The following is a 23,594-nucleotide window of genomic DNA, read 5'->3' on the forward strand; positions in this document are numbered from 1 at the left end:
GGCGATGACCGGCGAATGGGAAGCCAAGCTCAAAAAAATAGAACACTACGATTACGACCCCGATCAGTTCATGGCCGAAATCATCCGGTTCACCCAAAAAATTAAAGACGAATCGGATCGGCCGCTTTACGACCAAAGCCGTTTGGGCGATTGCCCGTTGTGCGGGCAGCCGATTATCGAAGGCAGAAAAGGTTACGGTTGCAGCGCTTGGAAAGCCGGTTGCCAATTCGTGTTGTGGAAGCAAGTGTATAGCGTAACCGTTACTCACGATATGGCCTGCCAGTTATTGCAAAACAGCCGAACCTTGCACAGTTACGCGATCAAGCTAAACGATGAAGTGTTTAATGCTCAACTAACCCTCAATAAACAGGGCGAAACAGGCTATATCAAAGCCGAGCCGGGGCGGCGGGCTGCGGTAAAAGAAGCCATTGCCGACTGTCCGTTATGCAACGGCAAAATCATTGAAACGCCAAAAGCCTACAGCTGTAGCGAATGGCGCAATGGCTGCAAAATGGCGATCTGGAAAACCGTCGCCCATAAAAAAATCACCGCCGCTATGGCTAAAAAAATGCTCAGTAACGGAGAAACGGGAATATTAAAAGGCTTTAAATCGGCTAAAGGCTCTGAGTTTGAAGCGAGCCTGAAACTGGTTGACGGTAAAGTCGAAATGGATTTTTCTGGGCGTTGAGGTGTTTTTGGTTAAGCGCAAAATAGTTATGGTCTCGTTCCCGAGTAACGCGCTCAACGTAATACACCAGTATGTTAGGTGGGAAATATGCCGATAGGCAGACCTTCCAGGTTTTTAAAACCTGGAAGGTCTAACTGGCAGCGTTCTTAACAGGCGGGACATTTTTAAACCGGAAACGACACATCGGCCCTCAGCAAGGTGGTGAGCTCCTCGGCAAGCATTGGGCAACCAAAATAACAACCTTGCCCTTCATCGCAATGCTGGGCCGCAAGAAATGCAATTTGCTCCGATGTCTCCACACCCTCTGCAATAACGCGTTTCTTCAGACTTTTACTCATGTTAATTATGGTATTGACTATGGCGGCATCGTCCGGGTTGCTGATCATCTTGCTTACGAAAGACTGGTCAATTTTCAAGGTATCGATCGGTAAACGCTTCAGGTAACCGAGGCTGAAATAGCCGGTGCCAAAGTCATCGATAGCAAGTTTTACACCTAAGTTTGCAAGTGCGTGCAATACTGAATCGGTAGAGTCGGAATCCCGCATCAGCATGCTTTCGGTTAGTTCAAGTTCAAAGTATTGCGGTTCCAAGCCTGTATCATCCAGGATCGCATGTATGTTTTTTAGAAAATCCTTGTCACGGAATTCAAGCGCGCAAGCGTTGACTGCGATGACGATAGGCGGCAAGCCTTCCTGTTGCCAAGTCATGGCTTGGAGGCAAGCTTCGCGCTGCACCCAGCGGCTAATCGGCAGGATCAGCCCACAATCTTCGGCGATGTATATGAACTGTTCCGGCGCTAAAAGCCCTAATTCAGGGTGCTGCCAACGGATCAAAGCCTCGACGCCGACTACCGTACCATTGTGAAGATCTATTTTCGGCTGGTAGTACAACACAAATTCCCGCCGTTCCAACGCTTGGTGAAGGCTGGCCTCGATGGATTGTCGCTGGATAGCCGAAGCATGCATATTCTGCTCGAAGAATTTGTAATTGTTACGCCCGCTTTCTTTAGCGTAGTACATCGCAATGTCCGCACTCTTGATCAGGGTTTCCGCATCCCGGCCATCGACGGGGTAAATGCTGATACCAATACTCACGCTGATGTGGAGATCGCGCTGATCGATGCGGTGGGGCAGCGCGAGCGCCGCGAGCATTTTTTGCGCAAAAACCGCAGCGTCTTCCGGGTGCTCAATAGAAGAAAGCAACAGCACGAATTCGTCGCCGCCCTGACGGCTGACAGTGTCCGAATGACGCACACAATTAGCCAGGCGCTGTGCGACCGACAGCAATAGCTGGTCGCCAACCCCATGCCCTAAAGAGTCGTTGATATATTTAAACCGATCCAGATCCATAAACATCACAGCCAGTTGCCTGCCTTGACGATGAGCCAGCTCAATCGCCTGGTTAAGCCGGTCTTGCAGGAGTATTCGATTAGGTAAATCGGTAAGAGCATCGTGATGAGCCAAGTAATCCAGTTGGTCTTTAGCCATTTGGATTTGTTCGGCTTTTTTTTGTGCTTCGATTGTAGCAATAACCAAGTTTTCGTTCGCTTGCTGCAACATGCTTATGTGATCGTCGGGCGCCACCTGTTTTGTTCCTGCCGAGTGATTTTCTTCACGCAAGTCGACTGCACTTTCTCGTGCACTGACCAGTTTCTCTCGGATTAAAACTTTCGTTTCATGGTCAATGACAGCGCTTTCCCGGTTGGCGATTTTCTTTTCCAGGCTCTCTGGCTGCTTGTCTTTGTGCCGGCTATTAGCATCCGGCTGGCCTGAGTCAGCAGGACGAGAAGCGTCGTCATTGCCATTTATGCTCATTGCTCCCCCTTGCCGTTTGGCCGCCCTGGTTACCGTCCGATACTGTAGGCCGCCCCGACATAATTCCGCTATATTCGGATAAGGTCTCGCCAATAATGATGCCTTGATCAGTAACGTCAAACAATCGAATATCCTTGCTATGCTGACTGCCACGGACTTTAACGACCGAAAAGACGCGTTTGAATTGGCTCTCAATTTCGATATAGCGTAGTACGATAATGGCATCAGCGAGAAAAGCACTCCCAAATGGGCTAAAGCGCAAATCGGTATAGCGGTCTTCCAGTTCCGAGGTCATTAATATAGTCACGCCCATACCGGTAAGTTCGGCAACCATCCTGTACAGCGATCCGCGAAAATCTTCGCTAAACTCGGGTGCCAGCGCCAGCTCAAACCCGGACAAGGAGTCAATGACGACGCGCTTTGCCTGCATTCGATTAATCATTTCGATCAAGTTATGCAAAGTTTCATCAATCGACAAATCCAGGGAACGGGTATTGATCACCCCAACTTGTCCGGCCTTGATCAGGGCTGACAGTTTATTACCCAGAAGTTGATTGGGGCTCTTTTCAAATGCCGCAATTACGCCGGGTTCGCCCCGGCGTACACCTTCGGCGAGGAATTCCGTAGCCAAGATGGTTTTGCCTGAACCGGATGGACCTACCACGAGCAGCGAATATCTAACCGGCAAACCTCCGCCCAGCATTTCATCCAGACCTGGTATACCCATCGGAACGCGCTCTTCTCCAGTGGCTACCTTGGTTGCCGATTCAACCGTTGTGCCCTGTTCGATAATTGCACGCGGGAAAACCTGAATGCCTTGATCACTAATGCGGAACGTATGCAAACCTGGCGACTGGGACTGACCACGCATTTTGACCACTTGCATCTTGCGTATCATGGAATTGCGGTGCAAATTTTGCGAAAGCCACAAGATGCTGTCGGCTACTGTAAAGACGGGGCTTGAATCCGATTCCGACATCAAATACTCGCCGATTAAAAATGTTGTTGCCTGCCAGCTGGTCATTTGCATGACCAGTTGCTGGATGAACCGTTGCAGCTCAGCCGCCCCTTGTTCCTTCTGGTTTGCTGATTGCACGACTGATCGAAACGAATCGACAAATACAAGACTGGGGGCATAGTCTTTCACTTCTTCGGCAATGCGAGACAATACGCGGTCAAAATCTCCCTCCAATAGGTCGGCAGCCAGGTTAACGAAGCGGATCGAGTCATTAACTTTATTGATATCAAAAAACGGAAACTGCTGTTGATAACGAAGCATCTTCAAAGCGGGTTCCCCCAGCACCGTGAAGAACAATGCCCGATTATCGAGATTTGCCTGCGAGAACATGATCTGCTGAGCGAGCGTTGTTTTCCCGCTTCCGGGCGTACCCGCGATCAGGTTAAACGATAATTCAGGCAAGCCTCCGCCGAGCAGGTTGTCCAGACCGGGTACGCCTGTTTTTAAACGGCGTATGATTACTTTTTTACTCATTTTTGAACTCCTTGCCGAACCTGTCCAAAGCATCATTGCCCCAAGCCGAGCGTAAAATACGGATTGTTAGATGCTCGCCAATTAACGAGGCCAGGATGTCGGTAAAAGTGATCAATAGCTGACTGTTTGCTTTATTGGCTTGCAACGGGGGTTGTTCTTCAAAGCTGATTTTTAGTTCCGAGAAACGTTGATTGGCTTGTGCCGGCACCGAACCGTTCGGGAGCCAAGGAAATGTTGAGCGGGTAAGGAACAGGCTTCTCGCGTAAAGCGAGTTGAAACCTCCTTCACCCACAATCAAAATAATTTGGGTCGCCATCTGCTCCCATAAGTCAATCGAGGCATCCGCAATTTTATCGGTGTGCTGTGCCATAAGATCGCTAATTATCCGGCGTCGCACCATGTTATCTGTTTCCATACTTAAAGTGCCCAATAAGAGGTCAAAATAACGACGGTGATGGAATCAACCGCTGTTTCCAGCCGCGCCCACTGCCATTAAGTTAAGCGTTAAAGTAATTGCTGTAGGGTGGATAAGCGTTGCGCATCCACCATAACAATCTCGGTATAGGTGGATGCGCTACGCTTATCCACCCTACTTTTAACGCTTAACTTAATGGCAGTGTCCTGCTGCGCGTAATGCTATTAACTTAACCAAAGCCACCGCGTTGGCTGAGCGTAGCCGAAGGCAAGAACCACGCTTCGGCTACGCTCAGCCAACGTCGGCTACGCTCAGTCAACTGCTTAAGTCAACGGTATTGCCTGCTGCGCGGGACCGAGAATACCAAGCCAATTACTATCCCATTACCACCAGCACCCGATGGTTTAGTCCATCATTCAACAGTGGAATACCGTCACTTTCTGCTTGCGCTACTCCGTCCAACTCAATCGATACGATGCCGTTCGATACGCCATCGGGATTATTGACGGTAATTTCATAGGTAGTTTGTTCGTGTTGATAAGTTAAACTGTAACTGCGCCATTCACGCGGAATACAAGGATCGAAATGCATTTTGCCGGCGCGGATATTCAGGCCCAGTATCCATTCCAAACCTGCGCGGTAAAACCATCCCGCAGCGCCTGTGTACCAGGTCCAACCTCCGCGGCGAACATGGGGCGGTACCGCATAAATATCTGCCGCTATAACGTACGGCTCGACTTTGTAGGCATAGACTCCGGTCCGGTTAGCGGTACGGTTGATCGGATTCAGCATATGCAGAAGCTCGGCAGCCTGATCTCCATCTTTCAGCAGTGCGTAAGCGATAACGCACCAGATTGCCGCATGAGTATATTGCCCGCCATTTTCCCTAACGCCCGGCAGGTAGCCTTTGATGTAACCGGGATCTAGCGGCGTTTTATCGAAAGGCGGCGTAAACAGCAGCACCAGGTCGTCTCCGTATTGGATCAGGTATTCCCGAACCGAATTCATCGCCAGCCGCGCCCGCTCGGGGTCGGCGGCGCCGGAAATAACGCTCCAGCTCTGGGCTATCGAGTCGATGCGGCACTCGGTGTTGGAGGCGGATCCCAGCGGTGTGCCGTCATCGAAATAGGCGCGGCGATACCAGGACGAATCCCATCCTTCAGCTTCCACGGCTGCTTGCAGTTTGGCAGCGTGTTCACGCCAGCGTAAGGCATGTTCTGTTTTTCCGATCGTATCTGCGACATTGGCTAATTCCGACAACGTAGCAATCAGAAACCAGGCAAGCCAAACGCTCTCGCCTTTGCCTTCATGCCCAACCCGGTTCATGCCGTCGTTCCAGTCGCCGCATCCCATCAGCGGCAGGCCGTGTACGCCGATTTTTGTTAAACTCAAATCAAGTGTTCGCGCACAGTGCTCGAACAGACTGGCTTGTTGAGCCGATGTAGTCGGCTCGAAATAGGCATCTTCCTGTTCCGGCGTTAGGGTAGGCCCTTCTATAAACGGCAGTATTTCGTCGAGCACAGCTATGTCGCCAGTCACTTTAACGTAGTGAGACACTACATAAGGCAACCAGATAAGGTCGTCCGAGAAATGAGTTCGAACGCCGCGGTTGGAAGGCGGATGCCACCAATGCTGCACATCGCCCTCGGCAAATTGATGCTCCGCCGCGCGGAGCAGATGAGCGCGGACCAGATCGGGCCGGGCTACCGCCAGCGCCATGCTGTCCTGTAATTGATCGCGAAAACCGAAGGCTCCGCCTGCTTGATAAAATGCGGCTCGCGCCCATATCCGGCAGCTCAGGGCTTGATACATCAGCCATCCGTTTAACATCAAGTCCAGTCCTCTATCCGGCGTTTTTACCTGAGTTTTTCTAAGGGTTTGCGACCATGATTGTTTGACGGCGGCAAACATTTCCTGGATGTTTGCGGCTCGATAACGCTTAACCAATTCGACCGCATGGCCGCAGTCATTGCCTTGTCCCAGCAGGAACACAAGCTCGATGCTTTGGCCGGCTGCAAGTTCTATTGGAGCCGACAAGGCTGCGCACGGGTCAAGCCCCGCGCCAACGCGGTTTTTAAGCACTTTGGTTTGACGCAAGGCCATCGGTGCCTCCAGGCTGCCGTTGCGGCCGATAAATTCGGTCCTGTTGCAGGTCCATGCTGTTTGCCGGCCGGAAAAATCGGCAAAAGCAATGCGCCGGCCGAAATCTGCGTCCATGTGATTAAAGGCAAGCAGTGCTCCGGTTGCTTTATCCAGCTCGGTAACAACATAAGGCGTAGTGGTTAGGCGCGAAGCGCCAAGCACCCATTCGACATAGGCCGTGATTGTTAATTTACGGGGGCGGCCGGAATTGTTTGTCAAGGTCAAAGATGAAATTTTGACCGGGTCGTCCGAGCTGACAAATTGCAGCAGCTCGCTATGAATGCCGTGAGAAGCATGCTCGAAACGACTGTAGCCATGACCGTGGCGAATCACATAAACGGCGTTTTCAATGCGAATCGGCAACGCAGTCGGACTCCACAAATCACCGGTTTCGTCGTCCTGCAAATAAAACGCTTCGCCCGGAGGATCGCTGACCGGATCGTTCGACCACGGCGTTAATTGGTTCAGACGGCTGTTAAGGCTCCAAGTATAACCGCTGCCCAACTCGGAGACGGTGAAACCGAATTCGGCATTGGCGATGACGTTAATCCACGGGGCGGGCGTCCATTGGTCCTTGCCCAGCACTATTGCATATTCGCGGCCGTCATCGATAAATCCGCCCAAGCCGTTGAAATATTCGAAATCGGCGGGAGCGATTGCTGGCGGGTTCAAGTCGGGCTCGGGTATAGGCAAGGGTTTGGGCTGGACAAAACTCGGTATAGGCTTGGGATGTCTCATCAGTTGCTCAGCCAAAGTGCCGCGGTTGCTCATCAGCACCGCGCGCGCCGTAGTTTGCAATAGTACCCGCTCCTCATCCGATATTTGGTCTCCGCGCAGTACAAAAATCTCGCCATGGCCCTCGTACTCATGCGCTGCCGAAAACGTCTGATTTTCCCGAACCATATTTTCCAGAAGAGTCTGTAATTCATTGGCATAGGTGACTTCTTTTTCATTCAAGATCACCAAATCGACCGATAACCGTTTCATGCGCCAGTACTCGTGAGCGCGTAACAGTTGATCGGCAATAGCCCGGTCTTCCGTTGAGGCTAAGCGCAACAATACAATCGGACGATCGCCGGAAATACCGAACCGCCATAAACCGGTGACATTTAATCGGTTCAGATGCAAAAGCTTGGTATCGGCTCGCAACGAAAGATCGGCATAAAGCAGCCGGTTAGCCAGGGCCTGAAATAACTGAGCTTCGTCAGGCTTGATGCGCAGATGGCGTAATTGAATGTGCGCATGAGTCCAGGCAAGATCGGAAACCCGGTCGAAAGTAGCCGCGTTGCGATATTTGTCGGCTAAATCTTCAACCGCCTGCCGTGACAAGGCAATCAGGGTAGTCAATGTCAGATGAACGGTTGCGCCCGACTCAATTTTAACTCGCGCGCGCAGGCTGAAAATCGGATCAAGCACCGCGCCGACAGTGTTGCTGAGAGGACGGCCGTCTATCACAGAGGCAGGTGTACGCAAAGTTTGTCCTCGACCGCAAAATCGCATCCGGTCGGTTTCATATTGAATACCTTCTTCGGCATTATTGGATGCCAGCACATGAGCGGCCCAGATATGAGGATCATTGCTTGCCCGAGGCCGGCGATGCGCGATTAGCGCCGAGGCCTGCGGCAGATATTCGGTCTGTATGAACAAATTTGAAAATGCAGGATGAGCACTGTCGGCCATGGGCGGCGCCAGCACAATTTCCGAGTATGAAGTCAATTCGATTTCCTGAGCGTCGGCTCCGTTATTGGTCAAACTCAAATGCCTGATTTCCGCGTCATCCTCAGGCGAGACAATGATTTCCAGGCGGCTGCTGATTGTTTCGTCCTGGCGGGAGATGCGTACCCGGTCTTCGAGAAAAACCACCTCGTACCAATCGGGAACCGCGGCAGTCGGCTGGTATCCGGCCGACCAGACCTTGCCGTCGGCTAAATTGCGCAGGTAGATATAGCTGCCCCAACAATCGCGCGTCACGTCTTCACGCCAGCGAGTGATCGCCAGCTTCTCGCAAACGCTGTAGCCCGATCCGGCGGCAGTGATCATTACCCCGTACCGGCCATTGGAAAGCAAATGCGCTGAGGGTACGGCAGACATCGGCGACGGAACGCGGCGTATTGGCAGTTGCACGACTTCTTTTACTTCGGCTTCAGCCTGGGTGACGTCGGGAATGCCGCTGTCAAAGCCTTGCGGAATCCGTTCCTGCAACAGCAATTCGGCGCCTTGGATCATCGGTGTGCGATGAAAGCGGTGCCGCATAACTTCATCGAGTACGACATTAGCCAAAGACACCAAAGACATGCCTTGATGATGAGCCATATAGCAGCGTACAAACGCCACTTTTTGATTTTCGGTAAGCCGCGTCGGTGTGAAATCAAGCGCTTCGAAAAAGCCGTAACGGCCCAAAGCGCCAATTTTTTCCAGGCGTTCGAAGTTTTCCACTGCGGCATGGGTGTGGTACATAGCCGCCAAGGCTGTGGCATAGGGAGCAATAACCAGATCGTAGGCCAATCCGCGTTTCATACCCAAACCGGGTACGCCAAAAGCGGAATATTGATAGGTGAACCAACGATCGCGACCGTTAAATGCGGATTCGGAAACGCCCCACGGTACATTCCGTTCTTTGCCGTACTCAATCTGGCTTTCTACGATAAGGCGGCAGGTCTGATCGAGCAGGCTGTAGAAAGGCGTATAAGTCACCAGTGACGGCATCAGGTATTCAAACATCGAGCCGGACCAGGACAGTAATACAATGCCGTTTGTGGTGCGTGTTACGCGACGCCCCAAGTGAAACCAGTGAGCACTCGGCACTTCGCGTTTGGCGATAGCGATAAGGCTGGTCAGGCGCGCTTCCGAGGCGAGCAGATCGTAATAGCTGTCGTCGATAACGCCTTTTTCAACGCGATACCCAAGCGAAAACAAGTGCCGGTTAGGATCATACAGAAAACGAAAATCCATCTCGACGAATAATCGATGTGAAAGTTCCGCTATCGCATCGATCCGCCGGGTTATCTGTTTCCAGCGTTGAGCTTCCGGTTTTTGGTCGTCATCAAAGGGCAGCTTAAAATATATCGATGAGCCGAAATCTTCCATGTCGCGCTCGTGAGAGTAGATGTCGTTGTGCAGCAGCGTAGCCCATGCCAGCACTTCGCTGTCATCCATAAGTTCGCCGCGTTCGGCCGCATAAGCGCGCGCCAGATCCAGCATGTTATCGGCGCATGGGATTATTTGCCGCCATAAATGCACCCATTCTTCATGGTTGGCAGGTTTACCCGCCAACAGTTTGCCGAGTTTATCCGATTTTTTTCGCAGTTGTTCCTGGGTAACTATCAGCATGCGCTGATTATCGTTGGTCTTGCCGAGTGCGGATGCAAGCTGCTTGTGAGTATCGGCAATACCGTCCAATACGGTGGAAGACAGATACGGCTGTTGGATCAAATCTCTACATCCTTGAGCAAGCACCAGTAGATGTGCCGCCAAATTGCCGCTATCCACGGTCGATACATACCTGGGTTCCAAAGCATGCAAAGTACGCGTGTCGTACCAGTTATAAAAATGTCCATGCAATCTGGGCATTTTGTTCAGTGTGCTTAAGGTCGCTTCCAGCCGCTCAACGGTGTCTATAAGACCCATCCAGCCGAAATCACGCGCGGCGAGTACGGATAACAGGTAGAGACCGAAATTGGTCGGCGAGCTGCGATGCGCAATATCGGGCTCCGGGTCTTCCTGGAAATTATCCGGCGGCAGGTGATTTTCCTGCTCCGTTACGAAAGTGGTAAAAAATCGCCAAGTACGCCGCGCGACTTGCCGTAACTGCAAAACATCATCGGGAAGTATTGATTCAGCCGGATCGGGTTTCGGCGGCAGGCTCAGGATATAGGCAATAACCGGCGACACTAGCCACAAAAACAGGAACGGCGCTGCAATTTCAAATGAAGCAGGATTGAACAACAGCACTATCGAGCCTGCGCAAACTACCATGATGCTTACGTTGCCTATCGGTTTAAGAAGGTTCTTTACGGAATGTCCTGCCGTTGTTTTTGTTTGCAGCGTAGTGACCCATCTGAGCAATTTTCGTCGGGTGATATACAGCCGCACCAAAGTGCTTACGATAGCATCGATCATCAACCAAGCTTGTTGCGCCAACAGGGTCAACATAATCAGGCTGTTGCTTAATTCCCATACTACTTTTTCCGCTATCGCGCGCAACTTGTTACGCAACGGAGTATCGGTGCGTAGCCTGATTCCGCTTGCGATGGATAGCAAGGCTGGAAGAGCCAATGCGACCAGTACCATGCTCATCAATATCAATTGAGGGGCATCGGGAATAGCCCAAGCCGCCAGTAGGGTAAAAAAGGCGCCCGGCGCTGAAAAAGTCCGGCGTAAGTTATCCAGCATTTTCCAACGGCCAATTAATGGCATGCCTTTGCCGAGCGGGCCGAAAATCCAGGGCAACAACTGCCAGTCGCCGCGCGCCCAACGGTGGGACCGAGATGCGGCAACTTCGGTATGAGAGGGAAACTCTTCAAATAGCTCAATATCGCTGACAAACGCACAGCGGGCGAACACGCTCTCGAACAAATCATGGCTGAGTAAGGCGTTTTCAGGAACGCGGCCGGCCAAAGCGCCCTCAAATGAATCGACTTCATACAAGCCCTTGCCGCTGTATGTTCCGAGTCCGAACAGGTCTTGATACACTTCGGACACCGAAGTCGAATATGCGTCCACGCCGCACGCGCCGGAAAAAATCTGATGAAACAGCGAATGTTCGCGTTTTTTCGGCAAGGTCGGCGTGACTCTAGGCTGAAGGATGCTGTATCCGCTGGTGACGCAGTGCGTGACCGGGTCATGAACAGGCCAATTAAGCGGATGGGCAGCGGTGCCCACCAACTGTTGAGCCGCGCCGATAGGTAATTTCGTGTCGGCATCCAAGGTAATCACATAACTGATGCCCGGCGGAGCAAACGCAGGTTTTCCATGAATCGGTACAAAAGAAGTATCGTCCGCGCCGCGCAGCAGCCGATTTAACTCATGCAGCTTGCCGCGCTTACGTTCCCAGCCCATCCATTTATTTTCAGATGGGTTCCAACCACGTTTGCGGTGAAACAGGAAAAAACGCTGTTTTCCGCCATACTTGGCATTAAGCGCATCCACACTGCTACTGGCGATGCTCAACAGTAAAGCATCTTCAGGCAGGGTCTCCTGATCGGCATCTATCCAATCGGACAGCAGCGCAAAATAAAAATCGTTGTCCGGATTGGATAAATAATGAACTTCCAATTCATCGACTTGTTTTTTTACGTTTTGCTCGTTGATAAATATTGTCGGCACCACAACAAAAGTGCTCAATGCTTCGGTGATGCCGTCTTTCAGATCAAGCCTGGGCAAATGGCGAGGCGGCACAACGGTAATGATGAACCGGTTGACTAAATAGGTAGCAATATCCGACGCAGGAAAAAAGGCAAACAGTGTCAGCAGGGTAATCGGCAAACTGCCCAGTCCGGCCTCGAAAGCGGCGCTCAAAGGCAGGGCCAGCAACAGCAGTGTCAATACAGCCAGGCTGCTAAGATAAGCTAACGCCGCATGAGCGACATAAGCGCGCAGCAGCTTTTTCGTGAGAGCAGGATGAAAATCAACTTCTTGCTCGAATTCTCTCCGGCCCGCGCCGATCAAGTAATAGCCCGGCTCCTGTATTTGTTTGTTGTCGATCGAAGATTCGTCATTGACACGATCGATTTTGTCGATAACTTTACGAGCGATTTCCAGCTCGGAATAGGGCGAATGCTTGGCAAGATCCTCAATCGCGTGACGATACCGGTCACGGGTGAGAAAATCCATCGCGACGTAAATGGAGTTATTGCGCAGACAGGTATCCACCAGACTCGCATCTTCGACAAATTGCGGCCATTCGAATGCCGATATGGCGCGCATACTGGTGATGATATTGCGTACGGTCAGATTGGCGGCAATCTGGGCGGCGTGCTCGCGGTGTACGATTTCATCAAGGGTCACACCTTGTTCGGCCAGCCATTGATTTAAAAAGTCGAGTTCAGGCGCAGGCCCTGGATGCGGCTCGTGTAAGCGTTGTACGATCTGAACCGCAAAAGCCTGACGTAAAGGCGGGGGCGGCAAAAAGGCAGTCTGGGCCGAAAGGTCGAGTTTTTCGGCTTGATCGATAAACTCGTCAGCCATCTGCCGCCCGGCTTGCGAGCGCATAACTTTTAACGCCAGCCGACGTAAATTCTCGATCATCACAATGCGTAGCGTGATCGGTATCGCCCAAAGTTCGCCGATACTAAGCGGCTGAACTTCCTGATACGCATGCATAAAAAGGGCTAGCTGTTCAGCGGAAAACCGGCTATCGGTATGAGCGACCAAAGCCCAGGCAATGCCATAAACCCGAGGATAGCCGGCCAGGAAACCATCGGTTAACTTGGGCAACTGCTTGTAATATTTTTCCGGCAGATAGACGTTGATATCATTGATCTGTTCTTCAATGACATGAAAATTGTCGAGCAGCCATTCCGCGGCCGGTGTAATGGCTCTGTGTTCACGCGCCGCCCTGCCTATCGATTTGTAAGCCTCAAGCAATACGCGGGAGTTTTCGCGTACTCTGGGCATTAATTTGAGCCCGTCCGGACTAATTTTGGCTTTTTGCGCTTTCGCTAAACTCGCAGCATGTTGCTCCAGCCGTTCATTGCTAAACAGTTCAAACCTGATCGGGCTGTCCTCGCCACCTGGATCTTCTAGTCTGGTATTCCGTCTATGCTCCTGTAATTTCATCATTGATGTTCCCTCCGTTTGGGCTGATGCTGGGCTAATTCAACAAATCAAATACTTGTATTCCATCCTGACAAAAGAAATTTGGTTCTAGTGAATTCAATCAACTCAGCCTTTTATAGAGTTGAAAATGCGGCTTTTAACTTTCAACAGCTTAGAGAAGACAATGTTTTGAAGCAATAAGTAGTATTACCCATTGGCTATGGGCGGGCAGTGTGGATGCGGCTAATCTCGGGCATTTAGCTGGGGTGAAACAGGAAAGTTGGGAAATGCAGCGGTTACAAATTCAATCATTGAAAGTCTGTATCGTCATTATCGCTGGAGTGCAGGCTTCGCCTGCGCCGGCAAGCGAAGCCTGCACTCCTGCTCACGCTCCTTACCTACATCCCTGTAGGCAAAGCTTCCGCTCCGGCCATATCATCGTTTTAATAAACATCGTAACTGATGTTACGCATAGCCCACGAATAGGTGTGATTACGTTTTAAGGCATGAAGGATTGAAGTCTTCATGGCCTTCATGGTCATTGCTTAAATTCATTGATGCTGCTTCTTAACTCTCAAGGCAAGCCTTACTGCGAACTATGCGTAACATCGGATCGTAATAAATCGGTATTTAAGACAATGGGACTTATCTGCCGAATGACTAAAAAATAAGTTAACATTGTGTTTATCGTTTTTACTTTTCAGTCATTCTCTTAGATCATGTTTTTTGCCAAGGATTTTATTGAAACCGCCGAAGGGCTTATTTTTGCTGTGGTAGAGCAAGGCCTGGAAGATGGCAAAGCGCTGTGTTTTTTACGCTATGTACTTATGCCTTCCGGCTGGAAAAAGGTTGCGACAGAGCAAGCCAATAGCTTTCTGCAGCAACACTATCCTGATTATCTGCATTATTCTCCGGTCTTAGATGCGCATTTGCATGCGGTCGCTGTAGACCGAATCGTCAGACATCATCAGCCCAGGCAGCGGTTGCAACAACTGATGCAGGCAACCCGGCATGATATCGCCAGGGATGGTGTGTATGCAGCAAGCCTGCCGGGAGCAGGCGCGGCGGCGGTTGAGCAGGATTTGATGCGGCTGTGTGAGTTGTTTGGTCAACACGGGCTGGATTTAGCGCAAGTAGGGATTACCGGATCAATATTGGTTGGCGTTCAAAACCGGGATTCGGATATTGATTTGGTCTGTTACGGCAGGGACGTTTTCCACCAATGCAGGGCAATTACTCGCAAGCTTATCGAACTTGGACAGTTGCAGTCCTTGAATAAACTGGATTGGGGGCAATCTTACGAGCGCCGTTCATGCGAGTTGAGTTTTGACGATTATGTCTGGCATGAGCGGCGCAAATGCAACAAAGCCGTGATTAACGGACGGAAATTCGACTTGAGTTTTATCGATTGTTGCGCAAGCTCTGAGGTTCTAAGTTATCAAAAATGCGGCGCGGTTACCTTGCAGTGCAAAGTGATTGACGATGCTTTCGGGTTCGATTATCCGGCTGAGTTTAAAATAGATCATGAAGAGATCGGTTCTATCGTCAGTTTCACGGCGACCTATACCGGGCAAGCTGTCAGCGGTGAAGTCGTGGAAGTGTCGGGTGTGCTGGAACAATCGGAACAAGGCGTTAAACGTATCGTGGTCGGCTCCAGCCGTGAGGCGCACGGCGAATATATTAAGGTTATTTCAGGTGAAATTTTATAATGGAATACGGATGGCACGGATTTGACTGATGATCACTGATAAACAAAGAAAAATCCGCGTAAATCCGTACAATCCATTTCATCTGTGTTCTATTTTTAATGCTTAAGTTAACTGATTTTTCCGCGGTTATTTTCGATATGGACGGCTTGGTTTTGGATACCGAGAGTACGTATATTATCGCTTGGCAGCAGGCTGCAAGCGCTATGGGCTATGACTTTTCCGAGGATTTTTGCTTGTCGATGTCAGGGCTGCATTACAAGGATGTAGAGCTGAGATTGATTGAGTTTTGCGGGGCGGAATTTGATCTGCAAGTCTTCAATCGTTTAAGCGGAGATTTTTGGCGCGACCATGTTAATGTTCATGGCATAACAGTAAAGCATGGCTTTAACGAATTGTTGGCATTATTAACCCAACAAAAAATCCCTTATTGCCTGGCTACTAACAGCCGGGAAGTAAATGCGCTGGAATGTCTTGAGCTGGCTGGAATCGAAGAGGTTTTTTCAATTATCGTTAGCCGCGATCACGTTCAGCGCGGCAAGCCGGAGCCGGATGTTTTCTTTAAAGCTTCCGAGTTATTGCAAGTGGACATCAGCCGGTGTCTGGTGATTGAAGATTCCCATGCCGGTATCGTGGCGGCATCCAGAGCGGGAGCTGTTTCGGTGTTTATACCGTCGACAGCGCAAGTCGATCCGCTGACCGTTGAATTATGCGATTTGATGATCAGCGATCTAGCTCAATTAGCAGATGCTATCAAGTAGCTAACTTAATTACCTACCCACTCATGCTTGTGAAAAAATTTAACATGGGGTGAAAGCATGCTGGACTATAAACCACATAAAAATGCTAATTGTAAGGTTTTTTGACATTGATTAACGCGTCATGTGCTCGGTCATTATGGCAAAAATGATCCATAGTTAACGGTAAACCTAAGCTGATGAGGAATGGTGTGGTATTTTCGGTAAAAAATATTAGGAATCTGCTGTAAAAAAATCCAACACTGTAAGGGTCATTCTCCATGCTCCAAGGTAGCACCCATCTGGTAACCGTAAGCCTTGATGAGCTGGAACAAGCTTATCGATGGGTTTGCCGGCAACGCCGTCATTTCCCGCCCAATGCCGATATTTGGGGCCTGCGGCGGATTTGGCCGGCGCGTAGAAGCGCACTGTTAACGGCAATCAAAAGCGGCGACTACCGGTTTTCGTCGCTGTATTGCGTGTGTAAAAAAAATCGACATAGCGTGCATGTTTGGTCATCGGAAGACGCCGTGGTGATCAAAGTGTTGACTGAATTGTTACGGGCGAAGCTGCCGATTGCGCGAGCCTGTACCTATGTCAAAGGCCATGGCGGCTTGAAACGCAGCGTGGCTGATATCCAGGCTAAGCTGGGCGACTACCGCTACGTCGGTAAAACCGACGTCAAAGGCTATTACGAATCGATAGACCAGTATACGCTGCTGAACCTGATTGCCGACCACGTGCCGAATAAGCTGCTGCGGCGTTATTGTTACCAAATCGTGCGCCGCAGCGTGGAATACGGCGGTGTATACCGGGACGTGGAACAAGGCATCTCGCGGGGTTGCGCGCTCAGCTCGTTGCTGGGGGCCTTGTATCTCAAGGCCTTGGACGACAATCTGAGCGGACGGCCGGACGTGTATTACCTGCGCTATATGGACGATATTCTGATCCTGACCCAAACCCGCTGGCAGCTCCGGCGGGCGGTCAAGGCGTTGAATCAAACCTTCAACCGCTTGAATTTAAAGCGACATCCCGACAAAACCTACATCGGCAAAATCGACAAGGGATTTGACTTTCTGGGCTACCGTTTTTCGCGGCAGCCTTTGCAACTGGCGGCCGTCACGGTCAATAAACACGTTGAAAAACTGCACCGGCTTTATGAGCAACAGGCCAATAAAAAAGCCAGTTCCGAGGAGCTGGCTTGGGTACTGGGGCAGTACGTTCAACGTTGGCTGCGGTGGTGTACAGCCGGGTTGAGCGGGATTAGGCTTGAGCTTTCCGACGACGTGCGTAGCCCAAACCAGCGAAGCCTAGGCCCATGAGGACTGTGGTAGTCGGTTCTGGCACGTTGGTGCTTGTTGAGCTGAGACGAAACGAGGTATTTCCAAGTTCAGACGGATTACCGTTAGAATATAATGTGCCTGTTTGATTTGATCGTATCCATTCGAAACGATTGGTTGGGTTGTTATCGTTCGAATATATTCCTAGAAAGTATTGTGTGTTCGCTGCTAATTGGATAACGGTGTTGAATGTAATGTTGAATTCAAGGATATTTGCACCAGGTTGTCCATTATGATCAAATCCTGTATCGGTAATAGTTGGTGTTGCTGTGGCACTGAAGATGTTATCGATATTAGATGGGGAGTCGCCAATAGTGATGTCGAAATTAGCGGGGTTTGGGGCGATCCCGTCTATCCAATAGGTGCCCCAAAAAGTGAGGCTATTGACCGAAGCGTTAGTTGTTATGGTGAAGTCATCGTAGAGATGCTGGCCTTGGTCTGCATAGTATGCCCCGAAGATGGTTGGATCATAGTTCTGTTCGTATATCGTTGTTGCATGGGCGCTAGAAAAGCTGAGGGTTAATATTATTGATGATATGTATTTGTTGATTGTCGTCATGGTACCTTTCCGTTGAAGATTAATTTTTTTGGTGTGATAGGTTGTGTGCTTCGGGGATGATACAAACGTTGTATGCCCATCAAATCCCGAGGCTGTCAATTTATAAGCAATAACTATGCCATGTATAAATCGGGAAAAAATAAGCGGGATGTTCAGGTCTTGCAAGACGGCAGCGTTGAGCAAGGGGCTCTTTACATTAGATATTAGAAGTTGGATTTCGTTTGATGTGAGCGTGCGTTGGTTAGGTCGTAGGTATTGCTTTTCCTCATGGTGTCGATTGCATTTATGAGTTGAATCTAAGCAGGATAAAACGTGACGAGGTAGCGGTGATGACGGATATAAATTGGGCAAGTAAAGCCCATGGAATTTAAGATCCTTTTACTAATTAGCACTCTGATAAGATAGTAGAAAGCCCACATACCAATGTGTAAAATTTTTCGTCTCACCCATCTGAGTGACTGTAATCCGTCAACGACTAATCTTTAATGTTAATACTATTAAAATGCTTTAATTATTAATTATTTATTTATAACGAATATGGTTTGGGTTGTTGCCGATTTGTTGTATGGATGGCGCAGAAGATAAACAACTGTAAAAGAACCTGACATCGATTAGGTTCAGTTGACATATGGTTGAGCGTCCCAAGTTCTGTAAATTTTGGGTTTTACTTGCTACCCATGCTGTCGAAAATCATCGGGAACGGTGATCTGTCCTTCCATGAAACCTAGTCTCCGGATCTGTCTCTCTGACGGAGCATCCAATCTGGTTACCTTGACTAGCGGTTTACCTGCATTAGCGATGATAAACGGCTAGCCAGCCAATAAAATTATTAATTCACCACGAAGGCACCAAGGGCATGAAGAAAATCCAAGGTAAAAACTTCGTGCTCTCGGCAACTGCTCCTGCATCCATGTAGTCGTTCGTGCCTTTGTGGCGATATGCCTTAAATTGATGTGTGTCGACGAGTATCAAACTTCCACACCTTAGCTCGCAGCCGATAGGCCGATCATGTATACTTCAAGTAATTTTTGCAGTACAAACACAGTCATAACCCTTGATAGTTCAACATTCTAAAGTCTCAGTCATTGCCCCCGCCCGATTGCACATGGGGTTCATCGATTTAAGCGGATCATTAGGTCGACATTTCGGCAGCATCGGCGTGGCGCTTAATGAAATCGGCACTCGCCTGTCATTGACCGCCGCAGAACAACTTACCGTTACCGGTCCCGCCGCACAGCGCGCAGAGAAATGCGTGTCGATGCTGTGTAACACATTGCAAGTATCCAATAAGCTTAATATCGCCATTGAAACAGCAATCCCGGAACATGTCGGGCTGGGATCCGGCACGCAAATGTCTTTGGCTATCGGTGAGGCGCTTAATGAATTTTACGGCTTGGGCCTTAGCGTGCGTGAAATCGCCTTTGTAACTGACCGAGGTTTGCGTTCAGGCATCGGCATCGGTGTGTTTGAGCAAGGCGGCCTGGTTGTCGATGGTGGCCGTGGCGAGAAGACCATTACTCCGCCGGTATTGGCGCATATGGATGTACCGGGCGAGTGGCGGTTTATTCTGGTGTTCGACCAGCGAGGACAAGGTCTGCACGGGCAACAGGAGGTTCAGGCTTTTAAAGAACTGCCGCCTTTTCCCCGATCCGAAGCCGAGCGGTTATGTTATTTATTGCTGATGCAAGGCCTGCCCGCCGTGGCTGAAAACGATATTAGAAAATTCGGCGATGTGATTAGCCAACTGCAACGCTCGGTTGGAGAGCATTTTTCCTCGGCTCAGGGCGGCGTTTTCACTAGTCCCGAAGTTGCAGCGGCCATGCAATGGCTGGAACGGCAAGGGGCGGTGGCTATCGGCCAAACCTCATGGGGACCGACCGGGTTTTGTGCGATTGATGGAGCCCAGTTTGCTGAATCGATTGCCGAGCAGGCCAAACAGGAGTTTGCGCATTTTGATAAATTGAGTTTTGTTGTGGCCAGTGCGCGGAATAGTGGCGGGGATGTTTTTGCTAGTTAGTCTGTGATTGGCGTGGAAACGATATTGATAGTCGCCGGTTCAGCCCGGATGCTGGTGCAAGCTGCAAAAAATGCAGGCTTGAAGCCCTTGGTCATTGACCTGTTCGCCGATTTGGACACGCAAGGCTATGCGGAAGATTTTCGGCAGATAAATTCATTAGCCGAACAAGACTTGGCGCCGGCTGTAGATTATTTTGTCGAACATTACGCAGTTGAGCATGTCATTTACGGCAGCGGTTTTGAATGCTACTTGGAAAGCTTGCGTTATCTGAACAGCCGGTTAATTATGCTGGGCAACCATCCGGATGTTTTTGCTGGACAGCTGGATAAACAGGCATTTTTCTCTATCCTGGATCAGTTAAATATTCCGCACCCCGGCGTTGTTTTTAGCGCGCCGGATTATGCCGATGATTGGCTGCTTAAGCCTATGCAAGGGCAGGGCGGTTTTGGGATAAAACGCTATCATGTTGGCGACAATGCAAAGACGCCGGTTTATTGGCAGAAGTTTCAAGCCGGTGCGCCGCATTCAGTGCTGTTTCTGGCGAACGGGCAGCAGGCGCAAGTCGTTGGCTTTAACAGCCAATGGTCTGTTCGTTTAAGCGAGACTGAGGAGTTTGTTTTTTCGGGGGTGATTAACAGCACTGATCTGTCGGATGCGCACAAGGCAGTGATAACAGGCTGGCTAAAACAACTGGTTCCGGTGTTTGGGCTAAAAGGCTTAAATTCCCTGGATTTTATTCACGCGGATGATTGCAGTTATGTTCTGGAAATTAATCCCCGGCCTTCCGCCAGTATGCAGTTATATGATCAGGATTTGCTGACTAGGCATATTCAATCATGTTTAGGGACGCAATCGTGCAATAGCGTAACGTATAGCGGCGCATGGAAAGATTACCATTCTATAGGCTATCAAATCGTTTACGCCGAGCGTGATTTAATTATTCCTGACCATTTCGAATGGCCGAATTGGTGTATGGATTTGCCCAAATCCGGCAATATGTGTCGCACAGGACAACCGATTTGCAGTATTATTGCGCACCAAAAAAACTCACGGTCAGTTGCGGAGCAGCTGCTGACTAAACAACAACTTATCATTAATAAATTAGAAAGGTTTGACCCTCATGGAATATACAGCCAGCGTTAATAAATTGACCCAGCCTTTGGTTCAGCATTTACTCGATAACGCAGATAAATTACGTTTAGGCGTGGAAAAGTTAGCTAATGGCTGCACTATTATCGACGCGGGCATTAAAGTGCCAGGCGGCATCGAAGCGGGCCGCATTATTGCTGAAATCTGTCTCGGCGGCATGGGGACAGTAACCATTAGTCACAGTTCGTATACGGATAACTGGCCGTTGTCTGTCAATGTACACACCGGCAATCCTGTCCTGGGCTGTCTGGGTAGTCAATATGCCGGCTGGAGCTTGTCGCATGAAAAATATTACGCATTAGGTTCGGGTCCTGCTCGGGCCATGGCAACCAAGTTGAAAGACGGCAATCAGGAGCCGGTTGAAGAGTTGTATAAAGAATTGGGTTATCAGGACAGCGCCGATGCTACGGTGTTGGTAATTGAAAACGATGCGGTTCCGCCTGTTGAGATTGTCGAAAAAGTCGCCTCCGCCTGCAAGGTCGATCCATCCAAACTGACTATCATTGTTACTCCTACCAGCAGTCTGGCCGGCGGCGTGCAAGTGGTTGCCCGTGTGCTTGAAGTGGCTATGCATAAAGCTCATGCCTTGCATTTTCCGTTGGAGAATATCATTGACGGCAGCGGCAGTGCGCCGATTTGCCCTCCGCATCCGAATTTTGTCAAAGCCATGGGGCGCACCAATGATGCGATCCTGTTCGCAGGCCAAGTGCATATCTTTGTAAAAGGCAGCGACGAACAAGCTGAAAAACTGGCTAAAGAACTGCCCAGTTCAACCTCCAAAGATTACGGCAAACCGTTTGCGGATATCTTCAAACAGTATGAATACGATTTCTTTAAAATCGACGCGATGCTGTTTAGCCCTGCCAGCGTTATTGTGACTGCGGTGGAGTCCGGCAAGAGTTTCCGCGCCGGTAAATTGGATAATTCTCTGTTGGATCAGTCGTTTGGAGCGTAGAGCATAGGCGTGGGTCGTATAGTAATTTTTACCGATGATCCCGGCTGGCATGGCAAACAATTAAGCTTGGCCTTCGCCAGTCGCGGTTATAGCTGCGATTACGTTTCGCTGACAGAGTGCCGGTTTGTAATTGAACTCGGCCGGCTACCGATCTTTATTCCAAGCTTTGAACACGAACTTCCGGATGCGGCTTTTGTTCGCGGCGTGCCAGGCGGCTCGCTTGAGGAAGTCGTTTTGTATCTGGATATTCTGCATGCGTTAAAAGCAATGGGGATTCCTGTTTACAATGACGGTCATGCGGTAGAGCGCAGTGTCGATAAGGCCATGACCAGCTTTTTGCTGCACAATGCCGGGCTGCCTACACCGATGACTTGGGTATTGCGTGATCGGGATGAAGCATTAAAGATTGCGGAAACCGAACTAAAACAGGGTAATTTAATTATCAGCAAGCCTTTGTTTGGCTCGCAAGGCGAGGGCATTCGGCGCATTGAAAAATCGACAGACTTGTTTTGGCTAACCGGCAGTCATGGCGTTTATTATCTGCAACGCTTCGTTCATTGCGAAGGTGCCGGTTTTTCCGATCATCGCGTATTTGTGATTAATGGCCGGGCGGTTGCGGCGATGCGCAGGCGCGGGAAATTCTGGCTCAATAACGTTGCCCGTGGTGCGACCTGCGAACTGATTGATTTGGATCCTGAAATGGTCAATTTGGCTGTTAGAGCGACGGCTGCGCTAGCGATGGATTATGCCGGAGTCGATATTATCCGGGATAGGGAAGGGCGCTGCACAGTCATTGAAGTCAACAGCATACCGGCATGGAAAGGGCTGGAAAGCGTTTGCGATGTCAATATCGCCGGGCTGATGGCGGACGATTTAATCACTCGCAAGATGAACAAAAAAACTGTAGCCGCATGATCATTTCTCCTGAACAACTCGGTGAGCTTTACCGGCAAGCCTGCGAGGTTGACGTGCAGGCATTTAAGCCCGGTAATGTCAGTGTTTATGCGGACGGTCACAATATGACAGTGGCTGATTTCATAACAAGCGCGGAAGTTAGCGCGGAACCTCTTTGCAACCCGGATTATTCCTTGGGCGAGAAGATCTATTATGCGGTTAAGGCAACGCGCGAGGCGGTAGGTTGCAATACCAACCTGGGTATTATCCTGCTTTGTGCGCCGCTGATTCAGGCAGTCGGCCCTAAATATATTAATCTAACGATAAGGCAGGCGGTAAGAAAAGTTATTAATGAGGCGACGATAGAGGATGCGGATTGGGTTTTCAAAGCCATAACACTAGCATCGCCAGGTGGCTTAGGTAGCTCTGATCAGCAGGATGTCAATGAAAAGGCGTCGGTCACGTTGCTTGAGGCGATGAAAATAGCTAGCGAAAAAGATCGCATTGCACTTCAATACCTTACGGATTATAAAGATATTTTTAATTTCTCACTTTTAAGGTATAATTTTAGTCTTAATCGATGGGGTGACCGGAATTGGGCTGCGGCGGCAGTGTATATCGACATGTTGAGTCAATTTCCCGACAGTCATATCGAAAGGAAATACGGAAATCAGTATTCTGAGATGGTAGCTACCAAAATGGCTCAGCTCAGCGAGGAGCTGTCAAAAACTGATAATCCTGAGCAAATAAAGCCGTTGCTTTTTTGCCTGGATCAGGAGTTTAAGCATTGTGGTATAAATCCGGGTACTACAGCTGATATGATCGTAGCGACAGTATTCGCGGCATTTTTAGAGGAACTTAATCAGTAACAATACTGTTACTAATAGGGCTTCAAAAGGAATTTGTTAAAAACAAATAAGGAGACATGAA

The 23,594-nt window shown here is 49.8% G+C and carries 14 protein-coding genes; 9 read left to right on the plus strand and 5 right to left on the minus strand.

Annotated features, from left to right (window positions below; genetic code table 11):
* Nucleotides 1-688, plus strand: a 688-nt coding sequence (locus EPO18_RS12185) for a topoisomerase C-terminal repeat-containing protein (protein WP_292433647.1), incomplete at its 5' end; no start/stop codon positions are given.
* Nucleotides 689-852: 164 nt separating this feature from the next.
* Here EPO18_RS12185 and EPO18_RS12190 read toward each other — a convergent pair.
* From EPO18_RS12190 to EPO18_RS12205, 4 genes are all read right to left on the minus strand, one after another.
* Nucleotides 853-2,502 (minus strand): putative bifunctional diguanylate cyclase/phosphodiesterase, encoded by a 1,650-nt coding sequence (locus EPO18_RS12190; RefSeq protein WP_292433648.1) that lies wholly within the window; start codon nt 2,500-2,502, stop codon nt 853-855.
* Nucleotides 2,483-3,994 (minus strand): ATPase domain-containing protein, encoded by a 1,512-nt coding sequence (locus tag EPO18_RS12195; RefSeq protein ID WP_292433649.1) that lies wholly within the window; start codon nt 3,992-3,994, stop codon nt 2,483-2,485. The genes EPO18_RS12190 and EPO18_RS12195 overlap by 20 nt, the downstream gene beginning before the upstream one ends.
* Complete coding sequence (locus EPO18_RS12200; RefSeq protein ID WP_292433650.1) at nt 3,987-4,409, minus strand: hypothetical protein; 423 nt, start codon at nt 4,407-4,409, stop codon at nt 3,987-3,989. The genes EPO18_RS12195 and EPO18_RS12200 overlap by 8 nt, the downstream gene beginning before the upstream one ends.
* Before the next feature lie 375 nt (nt 4,410-4,784).
* Nucleotides 4,785-13,331, minus strand: a complete 8,547-nt coding sequence (locus tag EPO18_RS12205; protein WP_292433651.1) for a glycoside hydrolase family 94 protein — start codon at nt 13,329-13,331, stop codon at nt 4,785-4,787.
* Between the two features lie 695 nt (nt 13,332-14,026).
* On the opposite strand from EPO18_RS12205, the gene EPO18_RS12210 reads away from it, so the two are divergent.
* The 3 genes from EPO18_RS12210 (at nt 14,027) to EPO18_RS12220 (ending at nt 17,072) form a co-directional block, all read left to right on the plus strand.
* Nucleotides 14,027-15,016 carry a nucleotidyltransferase domain-containing protein gene (locus tag EPO18_RS12210; RefSeq protein WP_292433652.1) on the plus strand — a complete coding sequence of 330 codons (990 nt, stop codon included), beginning with the start codon at nt 14,027-14,029 and terminating at the stop codon, nt 15,014-15,016.
* Nucleotides 15,017-15,114: 98 nt separating this feature from the next.
* The gene (locus tag EPO18_RS12215) at nt 15,115-15,774 is read left to right on the plus strand and encodes an HAD family hydrolase (protein ID WP_292433653.1); all 660 of its coding nucleotides are present in this window, start codon (nt 15,115-15,117) and stop codon (nt 15,772-15,774) included.
* A 257-nt stretch (nt 15,775-16,031) separates the two neighbouring features.
* Entirely contained in the window at nt 16,032-17,072 is a 1,041-nt protein-coding gene (locus tag EPO18_RS12220; RefSeq protein ID WP_292433654.1) for a reverse transcriptase domain-containing protein, read from the plus strand.
* On the opposite strand, the gene EPO18_RS12225 is transcribed toward EPO18_RS12220, so the two are convergent.
* Nucleotides 17,014-17,649 carry a PEP-CTERM sorting domain-containing protein gene (locus tag EPO18_RS12225; RefSeq protein ID WP_292433655.1) on the minus strand — a complete coding sequence of 212 codons (636 nt, stop codon included), beginning with the start codon at nt 17,647-17,649 and terminating at the stop codon, nt 17,014-17,016. The genes EPO18_RS12220 and EPO18_RS12225 overlap by 59 nt on opposite strands.
* Nucleotides 17,650-18,703: 1,054 nt before the next feature.
* Here EPO18_RS12225 and EPO18_RS12230 point away from each other — a divergent pair.
* The 5 genes from EPO18_RS12230 to EPO18_RS12250 are packed head-to-tail and all read left to right on the plus strand — an operon-like array spanning nt 18,704 to nt 23,533.
* Nucleotides 18,704-19,666 (plus strand): beta-ribofuranosylaminobenzene 5'-phosphate synthase family protein, encoded by a 963-nt coding sequence (locus EPO18_RS12230; protein ID WP_363331503.1) that lies wholly within the window; start codon nt 18,704-18,706, stop codon nt 19,664-19,666.
* A 12-nt stretch (nt 19,667-19,678) separates the two neighbouring features.
* Entirely contained in the window at nt 19,679-20,809 is a 1,131-nt protein-coding gene (locus EPO18_RS12235; RefSeq protein WP_292433656.1) for an ATP-grasp domain-containing protein, read from the plus strand.
* A complete protein-coding gene (gene mch / locus EPO18_RS12240) occupies nt 20,787-21,770 on the plus strand; it encodes a methenyltetrahydromethanopterin cyclohydrolase (RefSeq protein WP_292433657.1) in 984 nt (327 codons plus the stop codon). Before EPO18_RS12235 ends, mch begins: the two co-directional genes overlap by 23 nt.
* A 9-nt stretch (nt 21,771-21,779) precedes the next feature.
* The gene (locus tag EPO18_RS12245; RefSeq protein ID WP_292433658.1) at nt 21,780-22,685 is read left to right on the plus strand and encodes an ATP-grasp domain-containing protein; all 906 of its coding nucleotides are present in this window, start codon (nt 21,780-21,782) and stop codon (nt 22,683-22,685) included.
* Entirely contained in the window at nt 22,685-23,533 is an 849-nt protein-coding gene (locus EPO18_RS12250; RefSeq protein ID WP_292433660.1) for a triphosphoribosyl-dephospho-CoA synthase, read from the plus strand. The genes EPO18_RS12245 and EPO18_RS12250 overlap by 1 nt, the downstream gene beginning before the upstream one ends.
* Nucleotides 23,534-23,594: the final 61 nt, after the last annotated feature.

It is taken from the genome of Methylobacter sp., from assembly GCF_004322395.1.
GTDB lineage: Bacteria > Pseudomonadota > Gammaproteobacteria > Methylococcales > Methylomonadaceae > Methylobacter_A.